We start from the raw sequence: 26,199 nt of genomic DNA, 5'->3' as shown, positions 1-26,199 counted from the left end.
TATTATTTCCAAACTTAAATTTTGTCACAAATGTCACAAAATTACATTGAATAAGAATTATACAAAAAAACAATTTATTTTTGAATAAATATTGCTATAATAAAATATGAAAAAAATTATATTTACTGATTTAGATGGTACTTTTTTAAATCATGATGACTATAAGTATGAAGAATCTAAAGAAGCTTTAGAAATTATAAGAAAAAGTAGTATTACAATTGTATTTACAACAAGTAAAACTAAAGCAGAAGTAGAACTTTTACAAAAAGAGCTTAATATTATTGAACCATTTATTGTAGAAAATGGTGCTGCACTTTTTATCCCTAAAAAATATAAAAACTTTGATTTCTCTTTTTTACCTAGTTTTGATGAAAAATATTATTATGTAAAATTTGGTTTATCTTATGATGAGATATTAAAGTTTTTTAATTTGATAAAAAAAGAGTTTTCTCTTCAAGGTTTTTCTTCTTTAAATGTTGATATTTTATGTTCTTTAACAAATCTTAAAAAAGAACAAATTTTATTGTCTAAACAAAGAGATTTTACTGAACCATTTATTTTAGAAAATGAAAAAGATTTACAAAAAATAGAGAAAGAAGCAAGTAAATATAGTATAAAAATTACAAAAGGCGGAAGATTTTTCCATATGATAGGAAAAAATCAAGATAAAGGTCTAGCTGTAAAAAAATGTATAGAAATTTTTGAAAAGTTAGAAGAAAAAAAGTTATATTCCATTGCTTTAGGTGATGGGAAAAATGATATTCCAATGTTTGAAAATGTTGCTTTAGCAATTATTATAAAAAATCATTTAGGCTTGTATGTCCAAACAGATTTCAAAAATAGTTTAAAGTCTACATATAAAGGTTCAAAAGGTTTTAAGGAGATGATTTTAAAATGTCTAAAGAAATACTAGAAAAGCTTTATTTTAAAGCAGTAAATAAAGTAAAAGCCAAAAACTTAATACAAAATAATATTTCACTTAAAGATAATATTTTAACTTTAGTAGATACAAAATATGATTTAGCTAAGTATTCAGGGTTATATATATTTTCTGTAGGAAAAGCTTCTTTTTCAATGGCTAGGGAAGTTGAAAAACTTCTAAAAGATAAAATAACTGGTGGTTTAGCAGTTTGTTTAGAAGAAAAGAAATTAAAGTATATTGATACTTTTAAATCTTCTCATCCCTTAGTTACAAAAAGAAGTTTTAAAGCTGGAAATTTATTAATAGAAAAAATGTCATCTTTAAGTGAAAAAGATTTAGTACTTTTTTTCTTATCAGGTGGGGCTTCAGCAATGGTTGAAAAACCAATTGAAGGTTTATCTTTTAAAGATTTTGAAAAAGTTTCTACAGCAGTTTTAAAAAGTGGAGTTGATATAAAGGTTTTAAATAGTGTTCGAAAATCAATTTCACAAATAAAAGGTGGAAAATTAGCCTCTTATACAAAAGCAAAATGCCTTACTTTAGTTTTAAGTGATGTAATAGGAGATGATTTAAATACAATTGGTTCAGCATTAATGTATGATAAAAAAGTTCCTCATTATATAATTGGAAATAATAAAATAGCCCTAAAAGAAGCAAAAGAATCTATTAAAAATAAAGTGGAAAAAACAAAAATTATTACAACAAAACTCAATAAAAATACAAAAAGTGCAGCTAAATATATAAAAGAAATAGTTCAAAAATATGATAACAACTATGATAGCTTTGCACTTTTTTTTGCTGGAGAAACAACCACAAAAGTTAAGGCAAATGGAATAGGTGGAAGAAATCAAGAGTTAGCTTTAAGATTATTAGAAGAAACACAATTTAGTGAAAATATCTCTATCTTATGTGCTGGAAGTGATGGTATTGATGGAAATAGTAATTCCGCGGGTGCTTTTATTGATAAAGATATTTATTCAAAAATAAAAAAGATGAATCTAGATAAAAATGAGTATTTAAAAAATTGTGATAGTAATACTTTTTTTAAAAAACTAAATTATGATTTTACTATAAAAGCAACAGGCACAAATGTAATGGATTTTATCTTTGTATTAAAAATAAAAAGGAGTTAAAATGGCAGATTTTTTTCAAAATGGAGTAATCACTACTTTACAAAATCTAGGGAATAGAAATTTAGAAAGTTTAGAAGAAGATTTACATGAGTTTAGTAAAAGAAGAAGAATGGTACTTCTTTTACCTGCATTATACTCAGAGTTTGAAACTCCTGCAATGCATAAAATAATCGAAGAGTTAAAAGAAGTAAAATATCTTTATAAAATAATATTAGGTTTAGATAAAGCTACAAAAGAACAGTTTGAAGAAGTAAAACAATTAATGTCCGTCTTACCTTGTAAAGTTGATATTCTTTGGAATGATGGACCTTCAATACAAAAACTTTATAAGGAACTGACAAAAGAAGGTTTTCCTGGTTTAGAAACTCCAGGAAAAGGAAGAAATGTTTGGACAATGATAGGATATGGACTTACAGATAAAGATGCTTATGCTTTTGCTTTACATGATTGTGATATTGTAAATTATACAAGAGAAGTTCCTGCAAGACTTTTTTATCCAATTGTTCATCCCGCATTAGATTTTGAATTTAATAAAGGCTTTTATTCAAGGGTAACTTATAAGCTTCATGGAAGAGCTACAAGATTACTTTTTACTCCTTTAGTTAATTCTTTAAAAAAAGTTTTTGGAAATGATAGATATTTAGAATATATGGAAAGTTTTAGATATTCCCTATCAGGAGAGTTTTCCTTTATAAGGTCTCTTGGAAGAGGAATTGCAATTTCTCCAACTTGGGGCTTAGAAGTTTCTACTTTAAGCGAAGTTTATAAAAATACTTCAAATAAAAGAATTTGCCAAACAGAAATTATGGAAAGTTATGAACATAAACATCAAGATTTGGGAAGTTCTGATAGTGGTGGTGGAATATATAAAATGGCAAATGATATTGCAAAAACACTTTTTCGTGTAATGGCACAAGAGGGAGTTGTTTTTTCACAAAGCTCTTTTAAAACCCTTCTTGCTACATATTTTCAAGAATCAAGATTCGAAATTTCAAAATACAATGCTTTAAGTAAATTAAATGCACTTTCATATAATAGGGAAAAAGAGATAAAAGCAGTTGAAGCCTTTCAAGAAGCTATAAAAGAAGCAGCTCACGAATTTTATGAAGACCCAATGGGAATACCTTCTTTATCTCCTTGGATTACAGTTAGATCGGTTCTTCCTGATTTTTCTTATAAATTTTATGAAGCAGTACAAGAGGATAATAAATAATGCATATTTCTAATTCCAAACATACAATTAATAAAAGAATCAATAAGTTGTATCCTCCAGAAATTGCCCAAAAAGCTGTAAATAGTATTATTGATTTAGTTTTTAAGTATAAATCAAGAATTGAATCAAAACCTTATCATCTTAGTGAAAAAGATGTTATTTTAATAACTTATGGTGACCAAGTAAATAAAGAGAGTGAACCATCTTTACAAACGTTAAAGGAGTTTATGGACTCTCATTTAAAAGGAATAATAAACTCAATACATATTTTGCCTTTTTATCCATACTCTTCAGATGATGGTTTTTCTGTAGTAAATTATAATGCCGTTGACCCTCATATGGGTTCTTGGAAACAAATAGAGCAAATTTCTAATGAATATAGACTAATGGTTGATGGAGTTATAAATCATGTGTCACAATTTTCTGATTGGTTTAGAGCATATTTAGCATCAGATGAGTATTTCAAGGACTATTTTATAGAAGTAGATCCAAGTACTGATTTAAGTAAAGTTGTAAGACCAAGAGCAACACCATTATTAAGTGAGTTTACTGATGACTGTGGGAAAATAAGACACATTTGGACGACTTTTAGCAAAGACCAAGTTGATTTAAATTATAAGAGTCATAGAGTTTTAAGAAATGTACTTGATAGTATGTTTTATTATATTGAAAAAGGGGCTACATTAATTAGACTTGATGCAATTGCATTTATTTGGAAAGAAATAGGAACATCATGTGTTCATCTTCCTCAAACCCATGAATTGATTCAACTTATGAGAGAGGTATTACATGAGGTTGCCCCTGAAGTAATTATAATAACAGAAACAAATGTACCACACAAAGAAAATGTTTCATATTTTGGAAGTGGAGATGATGAAGCACAGATGGTATATAATTTTGCATTGCCACCTTTATTGGTACACTCAATACATAATGCTGACACTAAGAAATTAAGCTCTTGGGCAAAAACTCTGTCTTTGCCAAGTGATAAAGTATGCTTTTTTAATTTTACTGCAAGTCATGATGGAATAGGTCTTAGACCTGTAAATGATATTTTAGAGCAAGAAGAAATTGATAACTTAGTTGAAAGAATAAAAGAGAATGGAGGTTTAGTATCTTATAGAGCAAATGAAGATGGTTCTCAAAGTCCTTATGAATTAAACTGTTCTTATATTGATGCTTTAACTTTACCTAAGGAAGATGATCATTTAAGATTAAAAAAAATGCTTCTCACTCAAGGGACAGTTTTAGCCATGCCCGGAGTTCCTGGAATATATTTTCATTCTCTAGTTGGTTCAAGAAACTATTATGATGGAGTAAAACATAGTGGACAAAATAGAACAATAAATAGAGAGAAACTTAATATAGATTGGTTAGAACAAGAACTTTCAACTCAAGGAACACTCGCAAAAACAATGTTTGATAGTTATAAAAGATTAATTTCAATTAGAATAAATGAGAAAGCTTTTAATCCTTTTGGACAGTTTGAATTTTTAGATTTAGATTCAAGACTTTTTATAATTGATCAAAAATGTGTAGCTTGTGAAGAACGTATCTTAGCAGTTCATAATTTTTCTAATGAAATAGTAAAATGTGAAATTCCTAAAGAAATAAGCCTACCTTTATATGATATACTTTCGTCAAATTTAACAGTAAAAATAGAAGAAAAAAGAGAAATAACTTTAGAACCTTACCAAATGCTTTGGTTAAAAGGGAATATAAAAAAGGAGAAAAAATGATAAAAAAATGTTTATTTCCAGCAGCAGGATATGGAACAAGATTTTTACCTGCAACTAAAGCAATGCCTAAAGAAATGTTACCTATATTAACAAAACCACTTATTCAATATGGAGTTGAAGAAGCAATGGAAGCAGGATGTGATGTAATGTCTATTATTACAGGACGAGGGAAAAGAGCTATAACTGATCATTTTGATATATCTTACGAATTAGAGCATCAAATTCAAGGTTCATCAAAAGAAAAAATGCTTGCAGATATTAGAAATATTATTGATAAATGTACCTTTACTTATACAAGACAAAATGAAATGAAAGGTTTAGGCGATGCAATATTTAAAGGTAAAGTTTTAGTGGGAGAGACAGATCCTTTTGCTGTAGTTTTAGCAGATGACCTTTGTGTAAATCCAAAAGGTGATGGAATCTTAAAACAAATGGTAAAACTTTATGAAAAATATAAGTGTTGTATTGTAGCTTGTATGGAAGTTCCTAAAGAAGATGTTCATAAATATGGAATAATAGAAGGAAATCAAATAGAAGAGGGTGTATTTATGGTTTCAAATATGGTTGAAAAACCTGATAATGATAAAGCTCCCTCAAATCTAGCTGTAATAGGAAGATATGTTCTTACTCCTGATATTTTTGAAATAATTGAAAAAACAAAACCTGGTAAGAATGGTGAACTACAAATTACAGATGCTCTTTGTTCACAAGCAAAAAAAGGAATGGTAATAGCATATAAATTCAAAGGGAAAAGATTTGATTGTGGTAGTGTAGATGGTTTTGTAGAGGCAACAAATTATTACTATAATTTAGAAAAAGAAAAAAAATAATTGTAATTTAATTGAAACCTTTATAATTTATAATATTTATAAGTATAAAATACTATAATTGGACAAGATTTTTTAAAGGTAATTTGAAATGATAAATTTTGAACATAGATTTGAAGCTAAAATTGGAAAAGTAGCAAAAGAAGTAATAAAAAAGAGCTTTAAAGGTTTAGAAAGAGAAAGAGATTCTGATAAAATTGGTTATTATAATTTACCAAAAAATAGTTCAAAATTAGTAAACTCTTTAGAAGTATTTAATAATGAAAATAATTATCTTAAAAAAGATTTGATTAGAGATGTAGTTGTTATTGGTATTGGAGGATCAAGTTTAGGTACAAAAGCAGTATTTGAGTTTTTGAAGCACAACACTAAAACAAAAAGAAAATTATACTTTTTAGAAAATGTTGACCCAATATATATTAGTGAAACTTTGAAAAGAATTGATAAAAATAAAGCACTGTTTTTAGTTGTCTCTAAATCAGGAACAACAATTGAAACAACTTCAATTTTTAAATATATTTTAAAAAAATATAAATTTGATTTAAATAAAAAGTCAGATTCCCAAAGATTTGTTACTATCACAGATAAAGGTTCTGCTTTGTCAAAATTTTCTGATAAGTACTCTATAAAACAGTTTAATATACCAAATAATGTGGGAGGAAGATTTTCTGTTCTTTCAGCTGTTGGAATTGTACCTTTATATTTAATGAATATTGAAGTAAAGTCTTTACTAAAGGCTTCAGAGAATTTTATTGAATCTTTTTTTAACCAAAAACAAAATAATATTCTAGAAAAAGCTTTTTTTTATACAAAGATTGCAAAAAGATATCCTATAAATGTACTGTTTAGCTATTCTTCTTCTTTTACATATTTTAATCAATGGTATGTACAACTTTGGGCAGAATCATTAGGAAAAAATGATATTTTTGGAAATAGTGTAGGTTTAACTCCTGTTCATTTAGTTGGTTCAGTTGATCAGCACTCTTTTTTACAATTAATTATTCAAGGCCCAAAAGATAAAACTGTAACGGTTTTAAAAGTAGAAGATTTTGAAAATAAAAGTAAAATACCAAATATTCAATTAGATTTTTTAGATAATACAAATTATATAAATGGACAAACTTTTAGTAAACTTATAAATGAAGAGTGCAATGCAACTTTTGAAACAATAGTTGAAAATGATATTCCAGCTGATTTAATAACTTTAGATAAAATATCAGCTTCAAATATGGGAGTTTTAATATCTTATTATGAATTACTAACATCAGCAGTAGGACAGATGTTAGAAATAAATACCTATGACCAACCAGGAGTTGAGTTTGGTAAGAAAAAGTTAGTAAAAAAGTTTAAAAAATAGTTTTAAACTTTTTTCTCCTGATGTAAAATATATTGAAGTAAAACTGTACTTATGCAAGAAATAAATATAAATATCCAAACAATATAGTCTAAAACAATTCCATTAAATATAGCTACTAAAATAGCAACAATTGCTGGATTTAAATAAATATATGACATTATAATTTTAGGATTTAATACAGCAGTAGCTTTTTGATATAAATATAATGTAAGTAAAGTGGTCATAATGATTAAATAGCCAATATCAAAAGCATATCTTCCTTTTATAAAAGACCAATTAAGAGGGATATCAAATAAAATCAAAATTAAAAACATCCAAAAAGAACCACCTAATAAAATAGAAAATACCATAACAATTGGTGCTTCATTTTTTTGAAAAAGTTTAAGTACAATAGAATAAAAAGCCATTAAAATCATACTAATAAAAAATACTAAATCCCCTTCATTTAGAGAAAAACTTAATAATAAATCAAGACTTCCCTTAAAAATAACTCCACAAGTACTAATTACTGCTAGAAAAAATATTGAATATTGTTTTATAGAGATTTTATCTTTAAAAAAGAAAATACTAAATAAAGCAGTTAATAAAGGAGTTAAGGTATATAAAGCCCCTGTATTTAAAGCAGTTGTATCTTCTAAAGCGATTAATTGAAGAATAAAAAAACCTGCATAAAAAAGACTAATTATAGCTCCTCTTTTTAGTGTAGGAATGACTTGTCTTCTTAGCTTTTGTCTAAATAAAACAAAAGGAGATAAAATTATGGCAGAAATCAAAAATCTAAGTAGTATTAAAGAAAAAGGATTTATTAAACCAGCTAAATTTTCAACAGCAATAAAAGAACCACCTATTAAAACAGTGGCTAAGAAAATATAAAAATGCCCAAAAGCTATAGAATTGTTATGAGTCAATTTCTACTGCTTTTTGTACGCAAGCCTCTATTGAAGTATCATCAGCAATTATTGGTTTTATATAGTCTGGAAAATGTTTTGCAGTTGTATTTCCTATAGATATTGCATGATAAGTATCTTTCCATTTAAAATTTTTTAAGAAATACTCAATTGTAGATGGAGAAGAAAAAATTATTTTAGAATTTTTTGGAAGTGAAATATTTTTATCAGGTTTTTTATAATTATTTTCATAAATAGAAATCTCCTCACAAGTTACACCCTTTGAATTTAAAATATTAACTAAATCAGAAATAACTTTTTCACCTCTTAAGTAAAGAACTCTTTTACCTTTTAATTCTTCGGCAATTTCTAAAGCAAATTTATCTCCATGTTTTTCTTTTCCAATAAATTTAAGATTTCCATTTAAACTTTTAACTAGTTTAGCACTTTGATATGAAATAACATAAGATGGAAGCTTTTTCCAATCTTTGTTAAAGGAATTTATAGAATTAATAGCACTTTTTGAAGTAAAAATCAAAGCATCATAATTATCTAAATAGATATCTTTTTTTATATATTTTATTTCAAAAAGAGGAATGTTTTTTGCCCATTTAACTTTTTTGTTACTTAAAACATAAATATTTTTATTTTTATTTTTAAGATCTTCTACAAAAGATTTATATGCTCTTTTTATTTTGCAAGGTATAGAATTTTTTGAATTAACCAAAATAGACTTGTCTCCTAACACATCAAATTTTATATGTTTTTTTGATAAATAAAAAGTTATTTTTGTAAATTCTCTTTGGGTATGAAAATTAGAATAACTATTATCAACTTTGATTATATTTGTTTTTGGATTATACTCATAATAGATTAAATCTAAAGAATCAATAAGTTTTTTTATATTCATAACCTAACTCCCTATTTAAAATGTAATATATGTTTTTTAAGATTAATTTATTCTTAAATTGTAACCAAAAAATAGTAATAATGAGATTTTTAATAACTGAAAAGTTAATTATCTAAGAATTTTACTCCAATATATAAAATTTTAAAAATAATATTTTCTTTTTTTCATAATATCAATAGGTCTTACACCATATTTTTTAACAAAAGCTTTTGTAAAACTTTGTAGATATTTATATCCTGTCTGCTTTGCTATCTCTCCTACATTCATATCAGAAGCAAGTAATAACTCTTTTGCATATTCTAATTTATAATCTAGAAGAATATTGTATGGAGTATCATTAAAAACTGTTTTAAAACCAGATTTTAATTTAAACTCATTTATTCCTATCGTATGAGAAAGTTCAATTATGCTAGGAGGATTTTTCATATTTTGGACAAGAATCTCTTTTGCTTTTTTTATTGCTTCAATATCATAGTCATCTAGTTTTAATTTATTGTTTTTATTTGGTTCTATATCTATAAGGCTTTGAAACTCTAAATAAATAAGTTCTAATATTTTTGATTGGGCATAGAGTTCATCAAGTTGGCTGTTAAAAGGGTTGTTGTATAAAGTATTTAGTAAAAGTTGTGATTGAGGATTAATATCTTTTTTTGCTAAAAGTTCGCAAGGTTTATTTGTTTCAAGGTTTTCTATGATCTTTTCTTTTACTTTTCCCTCAGGAAGACTTTTTAGTAAAAACTCTTTTTCTAAAGTGATACTTGAAGTAGAAATATCTCCTTTTTTAATAGATATAGTTCCTTTATCATTATTATTCACAGTTAGTACCGAAAATGGTTTTTCTTGATAAGATGTAGATAAAGATAAACTTTCAAAATCACAATTACTATTGCCTTGGTGATGATAGAAGAAAACCAAGCCACTTATTGGCATTGAACCTGAGTATCTTATATTGTCTTCTAAATAATATTGTGATTTTAAAAAAAATAAGTTATCAGAAATTTTTTTAAATGGATTTTTATTACTAAATAAATTTCTATATGACAAAAAAACTCCTTATAAATTTAATTATACTACATATAGGATAAATAAAGATTTGATTTTGATAATCTCTATTAGTATACTATGAGAAAAATAAAAGGTACATCAAATGAAACAAAGAATAGTAAAATTATCTTTTTCTACAGCATTAATATTATTTAATATTCTTAATGCAAATGAAACTCAAAATGTAGGCGAAGTAACGGTAACTGCAAATAAAATGGAAGAAAATATTAAAGATATTCCTCAAAGTATTACGGTTATGACAGATGTTGAAATTGAAGAAAAAGGGATAGATAAGGTTAGTGACTTAATAAAATATATTCCAAATCTTATTACATCTTATATGAATTCAGATAGAGTAAATTTTAGAGGGATTAATAATTCACATTTTACAAATACAAATCCAATAGTGATATTTATAGATGGAATACCTTATAGTAATATGTATGGTTTCGATAAAACAATATCAAATATTTTAAGAGTAGAAGTTCTAAGAGGTCCACAAGGCTCAATTTATGGAAGAGATTCTATGGGTGGAGTTATTAATATCATTACTAAAGAGCCATCAAACACAGTAGAGGGAAGTATCTCTGCTGAATATAGCACAGATAATACAAAAGACACGGCTTTTGATATAAGTACTCCATTGATTGACAATAAACTATTTTTAGGAATAAACGGTACTTATTTTCAAACTGACGGCTATGCTACGAACCATCATCCAAAGAATAAAGAAAATGCAAATGAACAAGAAAGGTATCTTTTCAATGCAAATTTAAAATATAACCCAACTGATAATCTAAGTATAAAATTTATTATAAACAATGATAAAAATGATAAATACGGTATAGAAGGTGGAATAGCACCTTTAGGTTCAGATATCAGTAGTTATAAAAAAGAAGATTTTGAAGAACTATCTTATGATGTGGATACCTACACAAAAGCAAAGACAAATTCTCAGGCTTTACATGTGGACTATGATTTTAATGATATCACTTTTAGTTCACTTACAACTCACAGTATATCAAATACAGAGACAAACATAGATCTTGATTTATCTGATGATCCTGTATGGGATGATTTATCAACATTTTCAAAACAGGAAACAAAAAATCTATCGCAAGAGTTTAGACTGTCAGGTGAAAAAGATACATTTAAGTGGATAGCAGGTGTATATTATGAAAAAAATAAATTAAATAACGATAAATTCGGAGCAACATATCCTGCTTCTATGATGGGCAATCCTTTTGGAGCAGGGATAGATGTATCGATGAATGCCATTTCTGAAATAAATAGTGATACAATAGCAACTTTTGGACAAGTTGTTATCCCTTTTTGGGAGGATTATGAGCTAACTTTAGGTGGAAGATACCAAAAAATTAAAAAAGAGATAGATTTAAACTATTATGTTTTACCTTCTGGTACTACGGGAAATCCTATTAATACTTTTGATACGGATAATACTTGGAATACTTTTTTACCTAAACTTGCTCTTTCATACAAGATAGATAATGATCTAACATCTTACTTTAGTATCACACAAGGATATCTTGCAGGAGGGTATAATCTTTTTCCTAGCGGTGGAGGAACTGTAGAACAAAATAAATTTGATGCTCAAAAATCTACAAACTATGAACTTGGAATTCGGGGTAATTTATTGGATAATAGTTTATATCTCTCAGCAGCACTTTTTTATATGGATATAGATGATATGCATGTTTATAGTTATGATGCAACGGCTACGGGATATACTTCAAATGCTGGGAAAGCACACTCTCAAGGACTAGAATTAGAACTAGAATATACTATAAATGATAATTGGAGTATAGGCACCTCTTTAGGATTTATAGAAGCAAAGTATGATGAGTATACTGATCAAAGTGGAAATAGTAATAAAGATAACAAAATAGAGATGACTCCTTCACATACCGCTAATATAGGAGTATCGTATTTTAATGATAATGGAATATACGGTAGATTTGATATAAGAAATCAAGGGAAAATATATTTTGATAGTGCAAATGATATGAAAGAAGATCCTTATACTATAGCAAATATAAAAGTAGGATATCTCTTTGATGATTGGGATATTTATACTTATGCTAATAATATGACAGATGAAAGCTATTTAACCACTGCTACTGCTTGGTCTACGGGAAATGCTTTGACTTTCGGCAAAGGAAGATTTATAGGGATCGGTGCTAAATATCGTTTTTAGTGTATAAATATGAAAGTTGATATTAATTTATCAACTTTTCAAAACATTTGATAAAGGACCTACTGCGCCAATTGTCAGGGTGTCTGATTCCGGTACTATTGAAAGGGTCAGACTTCACATGACATTTGTATTTATAATGTTGTCTTTAGAAAAAATGGCATGAAGGTTTCATTTATGATAAAAAGATAGCATCTCGCCATATTATATTTTAATAATATTTCCTACTTCTTATAAGCTTTTTTGGTCTTACTCTAAACCGTTTATAAAAAGCTTGGGTGAAATTTGAAGGGTCTTTATACACCTACAAGCTTTGTTAGCTCATTTATATGTAAATCAAAAGATAATGTTCTGATTGTGGAATAATTAGCATTGTGTATATTAGTAACTTTTTTATATGAAAAACTATAAATTATTTATAGCTTTTTTAATTAATATTTTAAATTCTTTTTTAAATAAAAGAGAATATTACTTTAATTAAAATAAGTATGAGAGCATAATCATTAATATTGGTGGAGATGTGGAGAATCGAACTCCAGTCTTAAAACAGCTACTACCAGCGTCTACATGCTTAGAAGGGTTGAAAAATTTCACTTCACAACAGCTCAACCCGCAAAACAATTGCGAAGCTAAGATTTAAAAGTGTCTCAAATTAGCCAAATCAATTCTAAGATGATAATCTATCTTGGGTGAACCCACTAAAATCTACTTAGATAGAATCAGTAGTGTGAGCCTCCGAGGTCTCAAGCCCTAAGGCGAGTCCTATAAGTTTGTTAAAACTTACGCAGCTTTTGCGTAAGCTGGAGCGTAATCAGTATTGTTTGCGTCTAAAAAAAAGTGAACCGCGTAACGGCATGTTCAGGCCGACATGCAACTGATCCTCACTGCTCTAATCGATACCAAGTCATCCCCAGTAAATAAAGTGGAATTATAGCACTTTTTTTATATAATGTCACTTATGAATTATATAGAATTAGATAAAAAGCATACTTGGCATCCTTATAACTCTTTGCCAACAAAAACAAAAATACTACCAGTAAAGAAAACTTTTGGACAAACTATTGTTTTAGAAGATGATACTGAACTTATAGATGCCATGAGTTCATGGTGGAGTGCAATCCATGGATATAACAATCCAAAGCTAGTAGAGGCTTTACAAAAACAAGCAAATATTATGCCTCATGTTATGTTTGGAGGACTTACTCATGAACCAGCAGCTCTTCTTTGTGAAAAGTTAGCAAAACTTACAGGTTTACCTAGTGTATTTTTAGCAGATAGTGGAAGTGTTAGTATTGAAGTTGCATTAAAAACAGCTATTTTATACCAAAAAGCAAAAGGTAAAAATGTAGATAAGTTTATATCTTTAGAAAATGCTTATCATGGAGATACCTTAGGCTGTATGGGAGTGTGTGACCCAAATAATAGTATGCACTCACTATATGGAAACTATTTACCAAACAATATTTTTACAAGTATTGAAAATATTGAAAAAACAATAGAAAAACATCACCATGAAGTTGCGGGTATAGTATTAGAACCAATAGTTCAAGGTGCAGGTGGTATGAAAATTCATAAACCTGATTATCTAGTAAAGTTGCGTGAATTATGTACGAAATATGATATAATTTTCATCGCTGATGAGATAGCAACAGGCTTTGGTCACACTGGTAAAATGTGGGCTTGTGAACATGCAGATGTAGTACCTGATATTATAACAATAGGAAAGTGCCTAACAGGTGGTATGATGACACTTGCTGCAATGTGCACAACAAAACACATAAGTGATACTATTTCAAACTCTGAAATAGGTGTACTTATGCATGGTCCAACATTTATGGGAAACCCTTTAGCTTGTAGTGTGGCAAATGCTAGTATTGATTTACTATTAGAGTCAAACTGGCAAGAAAAAGTTTCAAATATCAATAAAATATTTACTCAAAAACTAAACACTTTGGAAGAAGTAGAAATTGTAAAAGATATTAGAACAATTGGTGCAATTGGTGTAGTAGAACTTCATGACCCTAATTTCGCTCAGTTTATACAAGATGAGTGTCAAAAAGAGGGTGTATGGATAAGACCATTTGGAAAACTGATTTATTCAATCGTTGCTTATACAATTACTAATGAAGAATTAAATAAGATATGTAATGCAATGATAAACGCAATTAAAAAAGCAAATATTCAATTTAAAAATATGGAGCAAAAATAGATGAAAAAAGGTATTTTAATCATTGGTGCAGGTGGAGTTAGTCGTGTGGCAACTGTAAAGTGTGCTATGAATATTGATACATTTGAAAAAATTACACTAGCGTCAAGAACGGTTAAAAAGTGTGATTCAATCGCAATGGATATTAAAGAGAAACTTGGAGTTGAGATTCAAACTGCCCAAGTTGATGCTGATGATATTCCTCAATTAGTAAGTCTAATTAAAGAGGTTAATCCAAAGGTTGTTTTAAATGTAGCCTTACCTTATCAAGATTTAACAATCATGGATGCTTGTACTGAATGTGGTGTTGATTATGTAGATACTGCAAATTATGAGCACCCAGATGAAGCTAAGTTTGAGTACAAAGAACAATGGGCTAGACATGAACAGTTCGAAAAAGCAGGTGTAAAAGCTTTACTTGGAAGTGGTTTTGACCCAGGTGTTACAGGTGTATTTTGTGCCTATGCCCAACAAAATCTATTTGATGAAATAAACTATATTGATATCATGGATTGTAATGCAGGTGACCATGGATATCCTTTTGCTACAAACTTTAACCCAGAAATCAACTTAAGAGAAGTATCTGCAAATGGAAGATATTGGGAAGATGGAAAGTGGATTGAAACAAAGCCATTAGAAATCAGAGTTGACCATGATTATCCAGAAGTTGGAGTTAAACCTTCATATCTTTTATACCATGAAGAGTTAGAGTCATTATCAAAAAATATCAAAGGCTTAAAAAGAATTAGATTCTTTATGACATTTGGAGATTCTTATATCCAACATATGAACTGCTTACAAAATGTAGGAATGTTAGGTATTGAACCAATAATGCACAAAGGTGTAGAAATCACTCCAATAGAGTTTTTAACTACATTATTACCAGACCCTGCTTCATTAGGACCAAGAACAGTTGGTAAAACAAATATTGGTTGTATTATTGAAGGTATCAAAGATGGAAAGAAAAAGAAAGTTTATATCTACAATGTTTGTGACCACCAAGAGTGCTACAAAGAGACAGGAGCACAAGCAGTTTCATATACAACAGGAGTTCCAGCGATGATTGGAACAAAAATGTTATATAAAGGTATCTGGGATGGAAAAGGTGTGTTCAATATTGAAGAGTTTGACGCGAAGCCATTTATGGATGAACTAATGACTCAAGGTCTTCCTTGGAAGATATTAGATTTAGAGTAGATATGGAAAACCAAACTTTTAAGTCACTAGAAGAGTTACCAAGTCCAGCATTTATATGTGAAGAAGAGCTTTTAGAAAACAATTTGAAGTTGCTAAAAAAAGTTCAAGATGAAGCAGATGTAAAAATTTTACTTGCCCTAAAAGGTTTTGCATTAAAGTCTAGTTTTGAGCTTTGTAGAAAGTATCTCCACGGCTGTTGTGCAAGTGGATTACATGAAGCACTTTTAGCAAAAGAAGAGTTTCAAAAAGAAGTTCATACTTATAGTCCTGCTTTTAAAGATGAAGAGATAGATGAGATTATAGATATTTCTAATCACTTAGTATTTAATTCATTTTCTCAACTTGAAAGATATGGCAAAAAAGCATATGGAAAAACTTCTATTGGACTTAGAGTAAACCCTGAATACTCTTCAGTAGAAGTAGATTTATACAATCCTTGTGGAGCCTTTTCTAGACTTGGAATTACAAAGAAAAACTTCCAAGAAGATAAACTTGATTTAGTAGAAGGTCTACATTTTCATGCTCTTTGTGAGCAAAATGTAGATGCCCTAGAAGGGGCTTTATCAAATTTTGAAGAAAACTTTGGTGAATATTTAGCACAAATGAAATGGGTAAACTTTGGTGGAGGACATCATATCACAAGAGCTGACTATGATGTTGAAGGTTTAATCAAACTATTAAAAGAGTTCAAAAATAGATATCCTCATTTGGATGTTTTTCTAGAGCCAGGAGAAGCAGTAGGTTGGCAAACGGGTTACCTTATGGCAACTGTTTTAGATATCGTAGAAAATCAAATGCAAATAGCCATTTTAGACACTTCAGCAGAAGCTCATATGCCTGATACCTTAGCTATGCCATACCGAGCAGATATTAGAAATTCTGGTAAGCCAAATGAAAAAAAATACACATATCGTCTTGGAGGAAACACTTGCTTAGCAGGTGATATTATCGGAGATTACTCTTTTGATAAGCCGTTAAAAGTAGGGGATAAAATCATTTTAGAAGATATGATTCATTATACAATGGTAAAAACAACAACTTTTAATGGAATAAAGTTACCATCTATTGTTTTAAAAAATACACAAGGGTGTTACCAAGTTGTAAATAAATTTGGATATAATGCATATAAATCTAGATTATAAATGACGGGAATAACTAATGGGAAGAGAAAGAAATATTATAAATGAAGAGTTTAAGGATGAAGAGGAAATAGATACTCAGAAAAATGAAAAACATAAAAGAAATAATTTTCAAAGAGTAAGAGAAGAGTTAAAGATAAAAGGTGACAAAGTCCAGATTTGGGTGAAAAAAGAGACTTTAGAGTATGAAAAAGAGCTTACCAAATTACAAATTGAACTTTTAAAATTTCAAAACCATGTGAAAGATAAGGGTTTAAAAGTTTTAATGATTTTTGAAGGAAGAGATGCTGCTGGAAAAGGTGGCACTATAAAAAGAATCACAGAGCATTTAAATCCAAGGGGAGCAAGGGTTGTTGCCTTAGAAAAACCAAGTGATGTAGAAAAAACACAATGGTATTTTCAAAGGTATACAAAACATTTACCAAGTGCTGGTGAAATTGTACTTTTTGATAGATCATGGTACAACAGAGCTGGAGTAGAACCTGTAATGGGATTTTGTACTCCTGAAGAACACCATGAATTTTTAAGAGAAGTTCCAGAATTTGAAAATATGCTTGTAAAGTCAGGAATTATTCTTCTTAAATTTTATTTCTCTGTATCTAAAAAAGAACAAGCAAGAAGATTTAAAAAAAGAGAAGTTGACCCACTAAAACAGTATAAATTATCACCTGTTGATAAAGAGTCTCAAAAACTTTGGGATAAGTATACTGTAGCTAAATTTTCTATGCTTATGGCTTCAAATAGTGACCATGCTCCTTGGACAATTATCAAAAGTGATAACAAGAAAAAAGCTAGATTAAATTGTATTCGTCATATTTTATGTACAGTTAATTATCCTAGTAAAATAGATAAATCAGAAATAAAAATAGATAAAAAAATTCTGATTAGTGGGACAAAAGAGTTAGAATATATGGAACAAGAAAATAAATTTGCAAAGGCGTAAGGATGAACTTAAGTGATTTTGAAAAAACAAATTATAGTGGACTTTATATATCAAAAACAGCACATCCAACTTTTGGAAAAAAATATATTGCAAGATTTCAATACAATAAAAAAAGATATGTAAAAGTTTTAGGATATACAAAAAAAGATAACCTTACAAAAAAATCAGCTTTAACTTTAATGCAAAGGTTTAAAGACTCAATTGTTGTAGAAAAAGAAGAAAGTACTCCTACAGTAGTTGCAACAGATAAAAATTTTGATAAAAAATATCAAGAAATATTAGAAGAAAATAAAAATTTAAAAGCAATATTAGGAAACTTCAAAGATATTGATCCAGAAGTTTTAAAAGATGGTATTCAAAAGATTTATGATTTAGAAGAATTAAAACGATATCAAATTGAGCTTATTAAACTTCAAAATTATCTTGAAGCAGAAAATAAAAGAATGATTATTCTTTTTGAAGGAAGAGATGCCTCAGGAAAAGGTGGAGCTATTAGACGAATTACAAGATATATGAACAACAAACACTATAGAGTTGTTGCACTTGGTAAACCAAATGAAACACAAAAAAACCAATGGTTTTTCCAAAGATATATTCAACATTTTCCTACAGGTGGAGAAATGGTACTATTTGATAGGTCTTGGTACAATAGAGCTATGGTTGAGCCTATTTTTGGATTTTGTACAAAAGAAGAGTATGAAATTTTTATGGAAGATGTTGTGAACTTTGAACAGGATTTAGTAAGACAAGGAATGATTCTTATTAAGTTATATTTTTCTGTTTCTAAAGATGAACAAAAAAGAAGATTTGATAGAAGAATAAATGATCCTCTTAGACAATGGAAGTTTTCAGAAGTAGATATGCAAGCTCAAGATCTATGGTCTGAGTTCTCAGAAAAAAAATATGAGATGTTAAGAAGAACATCTTCAAGATCTGCACCTTGGTATATTGTAAGAAGTGATGATAAACACAAAGCAAGATTAGAGGCTATGAAGATTATTTTAAATTCTGTTGATTATGATGGAAGAAATTATGCTTTAGATTTTAATGCAGATGAAAAAATAAATATTTCTGTACAAAAAGAATTAATGCAAATGAGAAAAACAGCAAACTACTAAAATTACCAAGGAGTTAAAGTGTTATTATCTTCACTTTGCTCTTTGGAGTCAAATTTTTTAAGCATTACAGGCATTTTTTTATTGTTTTCTAATTTTCTAAGCCATTTTTGTTCTTCTAAATCTGATAATTGATTTTTTTGTATTTTGCTATTATCAAAATTTTTATTTATCTCTTTATTTTTTTGTTTTTCCTTTTCTTCCTTGCTTTTATCTTTTGATTCTTTTTCTTTATTATTTTCTTGTTTATTTTTATTCTTTGATTCATTTTTGTCTTTTTGATTCTCTTGTTTATTTTGATTGTTTTTATTATTTTCTTTATTTTGGTTTTGGTTTTTATTATCTTGCTTTAAAGCTTTAAGAACTTCTTCTAAGTTTTCTTTTGTTTCTTTATCATCTTTTATTTTTAAAGCTTTTTCATAAACTCTTTTAGCATTTTGTAAATCATTTAATTTAACAAAAGAGTTCCCCATATTATGAAGTTTTTTATATTCTAAATTTGAATCAGAAGATATAACTTTTTGATAGTTTTCTAAAGCTTGTTTATATTTTTTCTGTTTGTAATAAGAGTTTGCTAAATTATAATAACTTTCTGGAGTTTTAGCTACTTTCTCAAACTCTTTTTGTGCTTTTTCATAATTTTGTTTTTTATAAAACTCATTTGCTTTTTCAATATCCTTAAACTCAAAAACAGAAGCATTTAAGTGATTATTACTTGATAAGATAAAAGCTAAAATAAAAAGTGAAATCTTATTTGATCTTTTTAAAAAAGTTGGAAAAGAAGAAAATGCAAGTAAAAGTATAAAAATAGAAAGTGCTAAAGGATAATAAAATAATTCAGTATAAGTTTTAAATTCTCTAGAATCCAAAGTTTTTTTCTTTGAGTTTGCATTTATCTCATCAATTAATTGTTTGATATCACTATTTGATAAAGAATATTTTATAAAAGCTGCATTTGTATTTAGACTTAAATTTTTTATATTTTCATTTAGTTTTACTGTAACAATACTACCTTTATTGTCTGTTAAAAAGTTTCCATCATTTAGTTTTATAGGAGTTAAATCATCACTTGCTAATGCTAGGGTATAAATATTTATATTATTTTTATTCGCGTATTCTATTTCTTTAGAAAAATCATTTTGATTTCCCCCATCACTTAAGATAAGAAGGTTTTTGCTTTCATAATCTTTTAGTAGCTTATTACTTGCTTCTAAAGTTGAAAAAATATTAGAACCATTGTCAAAATTCATACCAGTGTCAATATTTTCTATTAAAATTTTTAAGGAGTTATAATCTTGTGTTACAGGTGAAAGTATAAAAGAAGATTTTGCAAATAAAATAATTGCAATAGAGTTTTGTTTTGCATAATCAATTATTTCAAGAATCTTTCTTTTTCCAAAAACTAAACGATTTGGGGGTAAATCTGTAGCAAGCATTGATTTTGAAACATCTAATGCAATAGCCATTGAAACAGCTTCTTGTTCAAACTTTTGATTTTTTTCATTTGCAACAGGTCTTGCTAATGCTATTGTCATTAAAAATAAAGCTATAAAAAGAAGAGTATTTCTAGTTGTTTTTGTCATATAGCTATTTTTTATAGAAAGTTTTGACAAAGTCTCTTTTGTAAAATATTTTTCAAATTTATTTTTATTTGTTAAAATTAGAAACATTAAAATAATAATTGGAATTAACATAAAAAATAAAACATTTGGATATAAAAACTGCAATAAAATTCCTTGCTTTTTTTTTGATTTTGATATTTTATATTATCCCAAGTAACTTTTAGATAAAATCACGACTAAAATTAAAATAATCGGAGTAGATTTAATGGAATTGAATGCAAATAGAATTGACGAAGCTAATGCAGTTATTACTTCAACAATCTCAAAAGAAACAATTGAAAGTAACTTAGACAAAGTAGCTAAACAAGCTGCAAAAACTATGGATATTCAAGGTTTTAGAAAAGGGAAAGTTCCTGTAAAAGTTGTAAAACAAAGATATGCAGATAAGTTAAGAGAAGATGCAGAAGGTGAAGCAGTAAGAAAAGTACTAACTGATGGTTTAGCTGAGTTAAAAATTGCAAATGAAGATTTAATTGGTGAACCTACATTTGGAAAGTATGATAAAAAAGAAGATGGTTCTGTAGAAGTAGAAATTAAAGTTGCGTGCAAGCCACAAGTTGATTTAGGTGATTATAAATCATTAGTTCCTGATGTTGAGAAAAAAGAAGCAGATGCAAAAGAAGTTGAAGCTAGATTAGAAGAAATGGCTAAACAATCTGCACCATTAGAAAAAATCAAAAGAAAAAGAATGGTAAGAGAAGGTGACTTCGCTGTTATCGATTTTGAAGGATTTGTTGATGGTGTTGCATTTGAAGGTGGAAAAGCTGAAAAATTCCCATTAGAAATTGGTTCTGGTTCTTTTATCCCTGGATTTGAAGATCAAGTTGTTGGTATGAAATATGAAGAAGAAAAAGATGTTGTTGTAACTTTCCCAGAAACATATCAACAAAAAGATTTAGCAGGAAAAGAAGCTACATTTAAAGTAACTTTACATGAAATTCAAGAAAAAGTTGCAGAAGAATTAAATGATGATTTTGCAAAAAAAGTTTTACCTGGTGAAGCAGAAGCTACATTAGAAATGTTAAAAGAAAAAATTTCTGAACAACTTGTAGGTGAAGCAAAAGCTAAATACTATAGAGATGAATTAAAACCAGTATTTTTAGATAAATTAGTAGAAAATATTAATTTTGCACTTCCTTCTTCAGTAATTGAGCAAGAAATAAACTATACTTTAAATAATAAAGTAAGAGAAATGAAAGAAGAAGAAATTAAAGAACTTCAAGAAGATGCATCAAAAGTTGAAGCAATTAGAGAAGAATTAAAAGGTGACGCTGAAAAATCAGTAAAAGCTACATTTATTGTAGATGCTTTAGCAAAAGCTGAAAATGTAGATGTAACAGATCAAGAAGTTACACAAATTCTTTATTATGAAGCAATGCAAATGGGACAAAACCCACAAGATGTTTTAAAACAATATCAAGAAGCAGGATATTTACCAGCAATCAAAATGTCTTTAATTGAAGAAAGAGTTATTTCAAAACTTTTTGATGAAAAATCAGGAAACTAATCAGTAGGATAAGAGATGAGTTATATACCATATGTAGTTGAGAAAAGTGGAAGAGGGGAAAGAAGTTATGATATTTATTCAAGACTTCTTAAAGATAGAATCATCATGTTAAGTGGTGAAGTTAATGATCAAGTAGCATCAACAATTGTTGCACAATTGTTATTTTTAGAAGCAGAAGATCCAGATAAAGATATCTATTTATACATTAACTCTCCAGGTGGAGTAATTACAAGTGGTATGTCAATTTATGATACTATGAATTATATTAAACCTGATGTTTGTACTATTTGTATAGGACAAGCAGCTTCAATGGGAGCATTTTTATTATCTTCAGGAGTAAAAGGTAAGAGATATTCTTTACCAAACTCTAGAATCATGATTCACCAACCTTTAGGTGGTGCTCAAGGTCAAGCAACTGATATTCAGATTCAAGCTAAAGAGATTCAAAGAATGAAAGATGATTTAAATAGAATGATATCAGAGCAAACTGGTCAACCATTAGAAGTAATTGAAAAAGATACAGATAGAGATAATTTTATGAGTGCAACAGAAGCTTGCAATTATGGTTTAATTGATGAAGTAATTTCAAGTCATAAGTAAAAAAGATGATTAGAGAAGTTTTAACATATCCAAATAAACTACTTAGAACAAAATCAAGTGATGTAGAGAAGTTCGATGAAGAACTTCATACATTGCTAGATGATATGTATGATACTATGATGGCCGAAAATGGTGTAGGTTTAGCAGCAATTCAAATAGGAATCCCTCTTAATGCCTTAATTATTAATCTTCCAAATGAAGAAGATTTTCAAGATAAAGAAGATTTAATAGAAGCAATTAATCCTGTAATTACTCATAAAGACGGTGTTCAAGTTTTTGTTGAAGGCTGCCTTAGTGTACCAGGTTTTAATGAAGAAGTAAAAAGAGCAGAACATATTATAGTAGAGTACTATAATAGGCATGGTGAAAAGTTAACTATGGAGTGTGAAGATTTTCTTGCAGTTGCTTGGCAACATGAGATGGAACATTTAACTGGACATTTATTTATAGAAAACTTATCGATTACTAAGCGAAAAAAGTTTGAAAAAGAGTGGAAGAAAAAACACAAAAATAAAAACTAATTAATTTTAAATAACTTTAAAACTTACTTTTATGAACCTTTTTATATAATGAATTAAATTATATAAAGAGTTTATATGAAAATAATAAAATCTGCAAGTCTTACAAATATTGAAGCAAATGAAGTTTTAGTTGAATCTACTTTTACTAAAGGTTTACCAAGTTTCACAATAGTTGGTTTACCTTCTGATCATATAAAAGAGTCAAAAGATAGAACTAAATCTGCACTTTTAACAAATGACTATAAATTTCCTCCTAAAAAAATTACTATTAATCTAGCTCCAAGTGAAATTAAAAAAACAGGAACACATTTTGATTTACCAATTGCACTTTTAATTGCTTTATATGAGGAAAAGAATATTAATTTTGAAAATATACATATTTTTGGTGAATTATCTTTAAATGGTGAGATTAAAGATAGTACAAGTATCTTTCCTATAATTTTATCTTTGGCTAAACAAGAGATAGTAAAAGAAGTTCTAGTTTGCGAGAAAAGTGCTCAAAAAATATCAAAAATTCCAAATATAAAAATATATTGTGTTAAAAACTTATTTGAGGCAATAGAGTTTTTTAGTAAGAAAAATAAAAATGATTTTTTGTACAAAAAAGAAAATCTTGAATATGAAAAGATTAATATAAATAATAAAGATTTTTATTATGAACAGAAATATCCAAGTGATTTTCTTGATATTAAAGGACAAGAAAATGCTATAAATGCAGCATTAATTGCAGCAGCAGGCAATCACAATATTTTGTTAGAGGGAAGTCCTGGTTGTGGAAAATCAATGATTGCAAAGAGGTTGCCATATATAATGGCACCAATGAGTCTAGATGAAATTTTAGAAATTGCAAAACTGCAATCTTTGGATTTAAAAGAACCTGATTTTAGACCAATTAGAGTTTCTAGAAATCCTCATTGTTCTTCTACAAAAGCTTCAATTATGGGAAGTAGTAATAGTTTGGGAGAAGTTGCATTAGCAAATGTAGGATTACTTTTTTTTGATGAAATACCTCATTTCCCTGGTTCCATTTTAGAATCATTAAGAGAACCTTTAGAAGATAATTGTTTGTTAATAAGTAGAGCTAATTCTAAAATAAAATATGAAACAAAATTTTTATTTGTCGCTGCTATGAACCCTTGTCCTTGTGGTAACCTTCTATCAAAAACAAAAAATTGTAGATGTTCCGAACTAGAAATAAAAAGATATAAAAGTAAATTAAGTGAACCTTTCTTAGATAGAATAGACCTTTGTGTAGTAATGAATGAAACTAATATTGATGATAAATCAATAGTTGATTCTAAAACTTTACATAATAAAGTTATTGAAGCTTTTAAAATGCAAATTTTAAGAGGACAAAAGAATTTAAATGGGAAACTAGATGATGAAGAGATAAAAAAATTTTGTATTCTAACAAATGAATCTCAAGAGCTGTTAAGAAAAGCAACACAAAATTTTGATATGTCCTTTAGATCTATTAATAAAGTTCTAAAAGTTTCAAGAACAATTGCAGATTTAGATGGAAGTTCTGATATAAAAAAAGAACATCTTCTTAAATCTTTAGGATATAGAAGAAGATAGATTTATAGATTTATTAGAAAATAGCAGTTTTTATATGTTATAATCCAAAAAAACATAAGGACTCAAATGACAAAATGTGGTTATGTATCTGTAGTTGGAAGACCAAATGCAGGAAAAAGTTCACTACTAAATTGGCTTGTAGGTGAAAAAATTGCAATGGTTTCACATAAAGCAAATGCTACAAGAAAAAGATCAAATATAATTGTAATGCATGAAGATGACCAAATAGTATTTGTAGATACTCCAGGTATCCATGAAACAGAAAAGTTATTAAATCAGTTTATGCTAGATGAGGCTTTAAAAGCTATTGGTGATTGTGATTTGATTTTATTCCTAGCTCCTATTACTGATAAATTAACTCATTATGAAAACTTTTTGGAAAAGAATAAGAAAAATACAAAACATATTTTACTTCTTACAAAAATTGATAATGTATCAAATAAAGAAGTTCTTGAAAAAATGCAAGAATATGAACAATATTCTTCAAAATATGAAGCTATTATCCCTGTATCAATAAAAAAACAAACTAAGCATGGAGATATACTTGATGTGGTAGTAAAATATTTACCTGAACATCCTTATTTATATGATCCAGAAATTATGACAACAGAACATTTAAGAGATATTTTTAAAGAGTTTATTAGAGAGTCTATCTTTGATAATATTTCAGATGAAATTCCTTATGAAACGGATGTAATTATAAATAGAGTTGAAGAGAAAAAAGATTTAGATGTAGTTAAAGCAACAATAGTTGTACAAAAATCAACTCAAAAGGGAATGATTATAGGAAAAGGTGCAACAGCAATTAAAAGAATTGGTAAAGATGCAAGAATAAAAATAGAAAAACTTACTGGAAGAAAATGTTATTTAGAACTTTTTGTTTCAATCAAAAAAGGTTGGACAAAAGATAAAAAAGGTTTAAAAGAATTAGGTTACGATGTAACTTTCTAAAATAACTAAAAAATATATTTATTTAAACTGTATTAAAACTTTTTAATAATAAAATTACTTATATTTTATTATAAAGGTTTTATTATAGTACTTTATGAAATAGAAGCTCAAGAAAAAATTGCTAATAAATTCTTAAAAAAGTTTATTCTTACTAGTTTACAAAATCTTGATTGCAAGTTAGATAATAAGGACTTGATTTATTCTTCTTATTACGAACAAAATAAAACTTATTTTGTTTTTATTATAACTACTTTAAAAAATTACCCAAAATGCTTTTATCATAGTTGTCAAGAAGAAAACGAATTACTAATTTTGGAGAATTCTTATTATTTTTATAAAAATAATAAGTTAATTTTTTTTCAAGAATTAAAAAGTTTTTTAAGTGAAGAACAAATATTAAACTTCTTAAAAAATAAATTCAAAGTAAATAATATAAAGGTACGAAATAAAATAAATGAAAATAAAAAGTTAATAAAAAAATATACTTTTTTTTCTTTAAAACAAAATTATCTTTTTAAAGTATTCCTTCTTTATTTAGTATTCATTTTATTTTTTTACTTTTTTGTTTTTTCTAAT

The 26,199-nt window shown here is 27.7% G+C and carries 21 protein-coding genes and 1 other RNA gene; 17 read left to right on the top strand and 5 right to left on the bottom strand.

Going from position 1 to position 26,199, the window contains the following annotated elements; genetic code table 11:
* Positions 1-106: 106 nt before the first annotated feature.
* The 6 genes from CP965_RS04805 to CP965_RS04780 all read left to right on the top strand — a co-directional run bounded on the left by CP965_RS04805 (position 107) and on the right by CP965_RS04780 (position 7,191).
* Positions 107-913, top strand: a complete 807-nt coding sequence (locus tag CP965_RS04805; protein WP_129060941.1) for an HAD-IIB family hydrolase — start codon at positions 107-109, stop codon at positions 911-913.
* Positions 895-2,055, top strand: a complete 1,161-nt coding sequence (locus CP965_RS04800; protein WP_129060940.1) for a glycerate kinase type-2 family protein — start codon at positions 895-897, stop codon at positions 2,053-2,055. The genes CP965_RS04805 and CP965_RS04800 overlap by 19 nt, the downstream gene beginning before the upstream one ends.
* A gap of 1 nt (position 2,056) precedes the next feature.
* Complete coding sequence (locus CP965_RS04795) at positions 2,057-3,268, top strand: glycosyltransferase family protein (protein WP_129060939.1); 1,212 nt, start codon at positions 2,057-2,059, stop codon at positions 3,266-3,268.
* Positions 3,268-5,007, top strand: a complete 1,740-nt coding sequence (locus tag CP965_RS04790; protein WP_129060938.1) for an alpha-amylase family glycosyl hydrolase — start codon at positions 3,268-3,270, stop codon at positions 5,005-5,007. Before CP965_RS04795 ends, CP965_RS04790 begins: the two co-directional genes overlap by 1 nt.
* Complete coding sequence (gene galU / locus CP965_RS04785) at positions 5,004-5,837, top strand: UTP--glucose-1-phosphate uridylyltransferase GalU (RefSeq protein WP_129060937.1); 834 nt, start codon at positions 5,004-5,006, stop codon at positions 5,835-5,837. Before CP965_RS04790 ends, galU begins: the two co-directional genes overlap by 4 nt.
* 88 nt (positions 5,838-5,925) lie before the next feature.
* Positions 5,926-7,191: a glucose-6-phosphate isomerase gene (locus CP965_RS04780; protein WP_129060936.1), complete on the top strand. Its 1,266-nt coding sequence runs from the start codon at positions 5,926-5,928 to the stop codon at positions 7,189-7,191.
* A gap of 2 nt (positions 7,192-7,193) precedes the next feature.
* Here CP965_RS04780 and CP965_RS04775 read toward each other — a convergent pair whose 3' ends face one another.
* From CP965_RS04775 to CP965_RS04765, 3 genes are all read right to left on the bottom strand, one after another.
* Positions 7,194-8,099: a DMT family transporter gene (locus tag CP965_RS04775; protein ID WP_228712675.1), complete on the bottom strand. Its 906-nt coding sequence runs from the start codon at positions 8,097-8,099 to the stop codon at positions 7,194-7,196.
* Complete coding sequence (locus CP965_RS04770) at positions 8,089-8,988, bottom strand: uroporphyrinogen-III synthase (RefSeq protein WP_129060935.1); 900 nt, start codon at positions 8,986-8,988, stop codon at positions 8,089-8,091. The genes CP965_RS04775 and CP965_RS04770 overlap by 11 nt, the downstream gene beginning before the upstream one ends.
* Before the next feature lie 141 nt (positions 8,989-9,129).
* Positions 9,130-10,032: a helix-turn-helix domain-containing protein gene (locus CP965_RS04765; protein WP_129060934.1), complete on the bottom strand. Its 903-nt coding sequence runs from the start codon at positions 10,030-10,032 to the stop codon at positions 9,130-9,132.
* A gap of 103 nt (positions 10,033-10,135) precedes the next feature.
* Here CP965_RS04765 and CP965_RS04760 point away from each other — a divergent pair, with 103 nt between their 5' ends.
* Positions 10,136-12,247 carry a TonB-dependent receptor gene (locus CP965_RS04760; RefSeq protein WP_129060933.1) on the top strand — a complete coding sequence of 704 codons (2,112 nt, stop codon included), beginning with the start codon at positions 10,136-10,138 and terminating at the stop codon, positions 12,245-12,247.
* Positions 12,248-12,754: 507 nt separating this feature from the next.
* Here CP965_RS04760 and ssrA read toward each other — a convergent pair.
* Positions 12,755-13,156, bottom strand: a transfer-messenger RNA (tmRNA) gene (gene ssrA / locus CP965_RS04755).
* Positions 13,157-13,202: 46 nt separating this feature from the next.
* Here ssrA and bioA point away from each other — a divergent pair.
* The 5 genes from bioA to ppk2 (CP965_RS04730) are packed head-to-tail and all read left to right on the top strand — an operon-like array spanning position 13,203 to position 18,847.
* A complete protein-coding gene (bioA, locus tag CP965_RS04750; protein ID WP_129060932.1) occupies positions 13,203-14,453 on the top strand; it encodes an adenosylmethionine--8-amino-7-oxononanoate transaminase in 1,251 nt (416 codons plus the stop codon).
* Positions 14,454-15,647, top strand: a complete 1,194-nt coding sequence (locus CP965_RS04745; RefSeq protein WP_129060931.1) for a saccharopine dehydrogenase family protein — start codon at positions 14,454-14,456, stop codon at positions 15,645-15,647.
* A gap of 2 nt (positions 15,648-15,649) precedes the next feature.
* Entirely contained in the window at positions 15,650-16,789 is a 1,140-nt protein-coding gene (gene nspC, locus CP965_RS04740; RefSeq protein ID WP_129061458.1) for a carboxynorspermidine decarboxylase, read from the top strand.
* A 16-nt stretch (positions 16,790-16,805) separates the two neighbouring features.
* Complete coding sequence (gene ppk2, locus CP965_RS04735; RefSeq protein WP_129060930.1) at positions 16,806-17,729, top strand: polyphosphate kinase 2; 924 nt, start codon at positions 16,806-16,808, stop codon at positions 17,727-17,729.
* Positions 17,730-17,731: 2 nt separating this feature from the next.
* On the top strand, positions 17,732-18,847 hold the full coding sequence (gene ppk2, locus CP965_RS04730; protein ID WP_129060929.1) for a polyphosphate kinase 2: 1,116 nt from the start codon (positions 17,732-17,734) through the stop codon (positions 18,845-18,847).
* 2 nt (positions 18,848-18,849) lie between these two features.
* On the opposite strand, the gene CP965_RS04725 is transcribed toward ppk2 (CP965_RS04730), so the two are convergent.
* Positions 18,850-20,571 (bottom strand): tetratricopeptide repeat protein, encoded by a 1,722-nt coding sequence (locus tag CP965_RS04725; protein ID WP_129060928.1) that lies wholly within the window; start codon positions 20,569-20,571, stop codon positions 18,850-18,852.
* 100 nt (positions 20,572-20,671) lie between these two features.
* On the opposite strand from CP965_RS04725, the gene tig reads away from it, so the two are divergent.
* From tig to era, 5 genes are all read left to right on the top strand, one after another.
* A complete protein-coding gene (tig, locus tag CP965_RS04720; RefSeq protein ID WP_129060927.1) occupies positions 20,672-21,973 on the top strand; it encodes a trigger factor in 1,302 nt (433 codons plus the stop codon).
* A gap of 15 nt (positions 21,974-21,988) precedes the next feature.
* On the top strand, positions 21,989-22,573 hold the full coding sequence (gene clpP / locus CP965_RS04715) for an ATP-dependent Clp endopeptidase proteolytic subunit ClpP (RefSeq protein ID WP_129060926.1): 585 nt from the start codon (positions 21,989-21,991) through the stop codon (positions 22,571-22,573).
* Between the two features lie 5 nt (positions 22,574-22,578).
* Positions 22,579-23,094, top strand: coding sequence for a peptide deformylase (def, locus tag CP965_RS04710; protein WP_129060925.1), 516 nt, complete (start codon positions 22,579-22,581; stop codon positions 23,092-23,094).
* Between the two features lie 75 nt (positions 23,095-23,169).
* A complete protein-coding gene (locus CP965_RS04705; protein WP_129060924.1) occupies positions 23,170-24,672 on the top strand; it encodes a YifB family Mg chelatase-like AAA ATPase in 1,503 nt (500 codons plus the stop codon).
* 66 nt (positions 24,673-24,738) lie between these two features.
* On the top strand, positions 24,739-25,623 hold the full coding sequence (era, locus tag CP965_RS04700) for a GTPase Era (RefSeq protein WP_129060923.1): 885 nt from the start codon (positions 24,739-24,741) through the stop codon (positions 25,621-25,623).
* The last annotated feature ends 576 nt before the right edge of the window (positions 25,624-26,199 follow it).

Source organism: Halarcobacter mediterraneus, from assembly GCF_004116625.1.
Taxonomy (GTDB): domain Bacteria; phylum Campylobacterota; class Campylobacteria; order Campylobacterales; family Arcobacteraceae; genus Halarcobacter; species Halarcobacter mediterraneus.
Note: the sequence above shows the minus strand (reverse complement) of the source record. Positions and strands in the feature narration are given on the sequence as shown.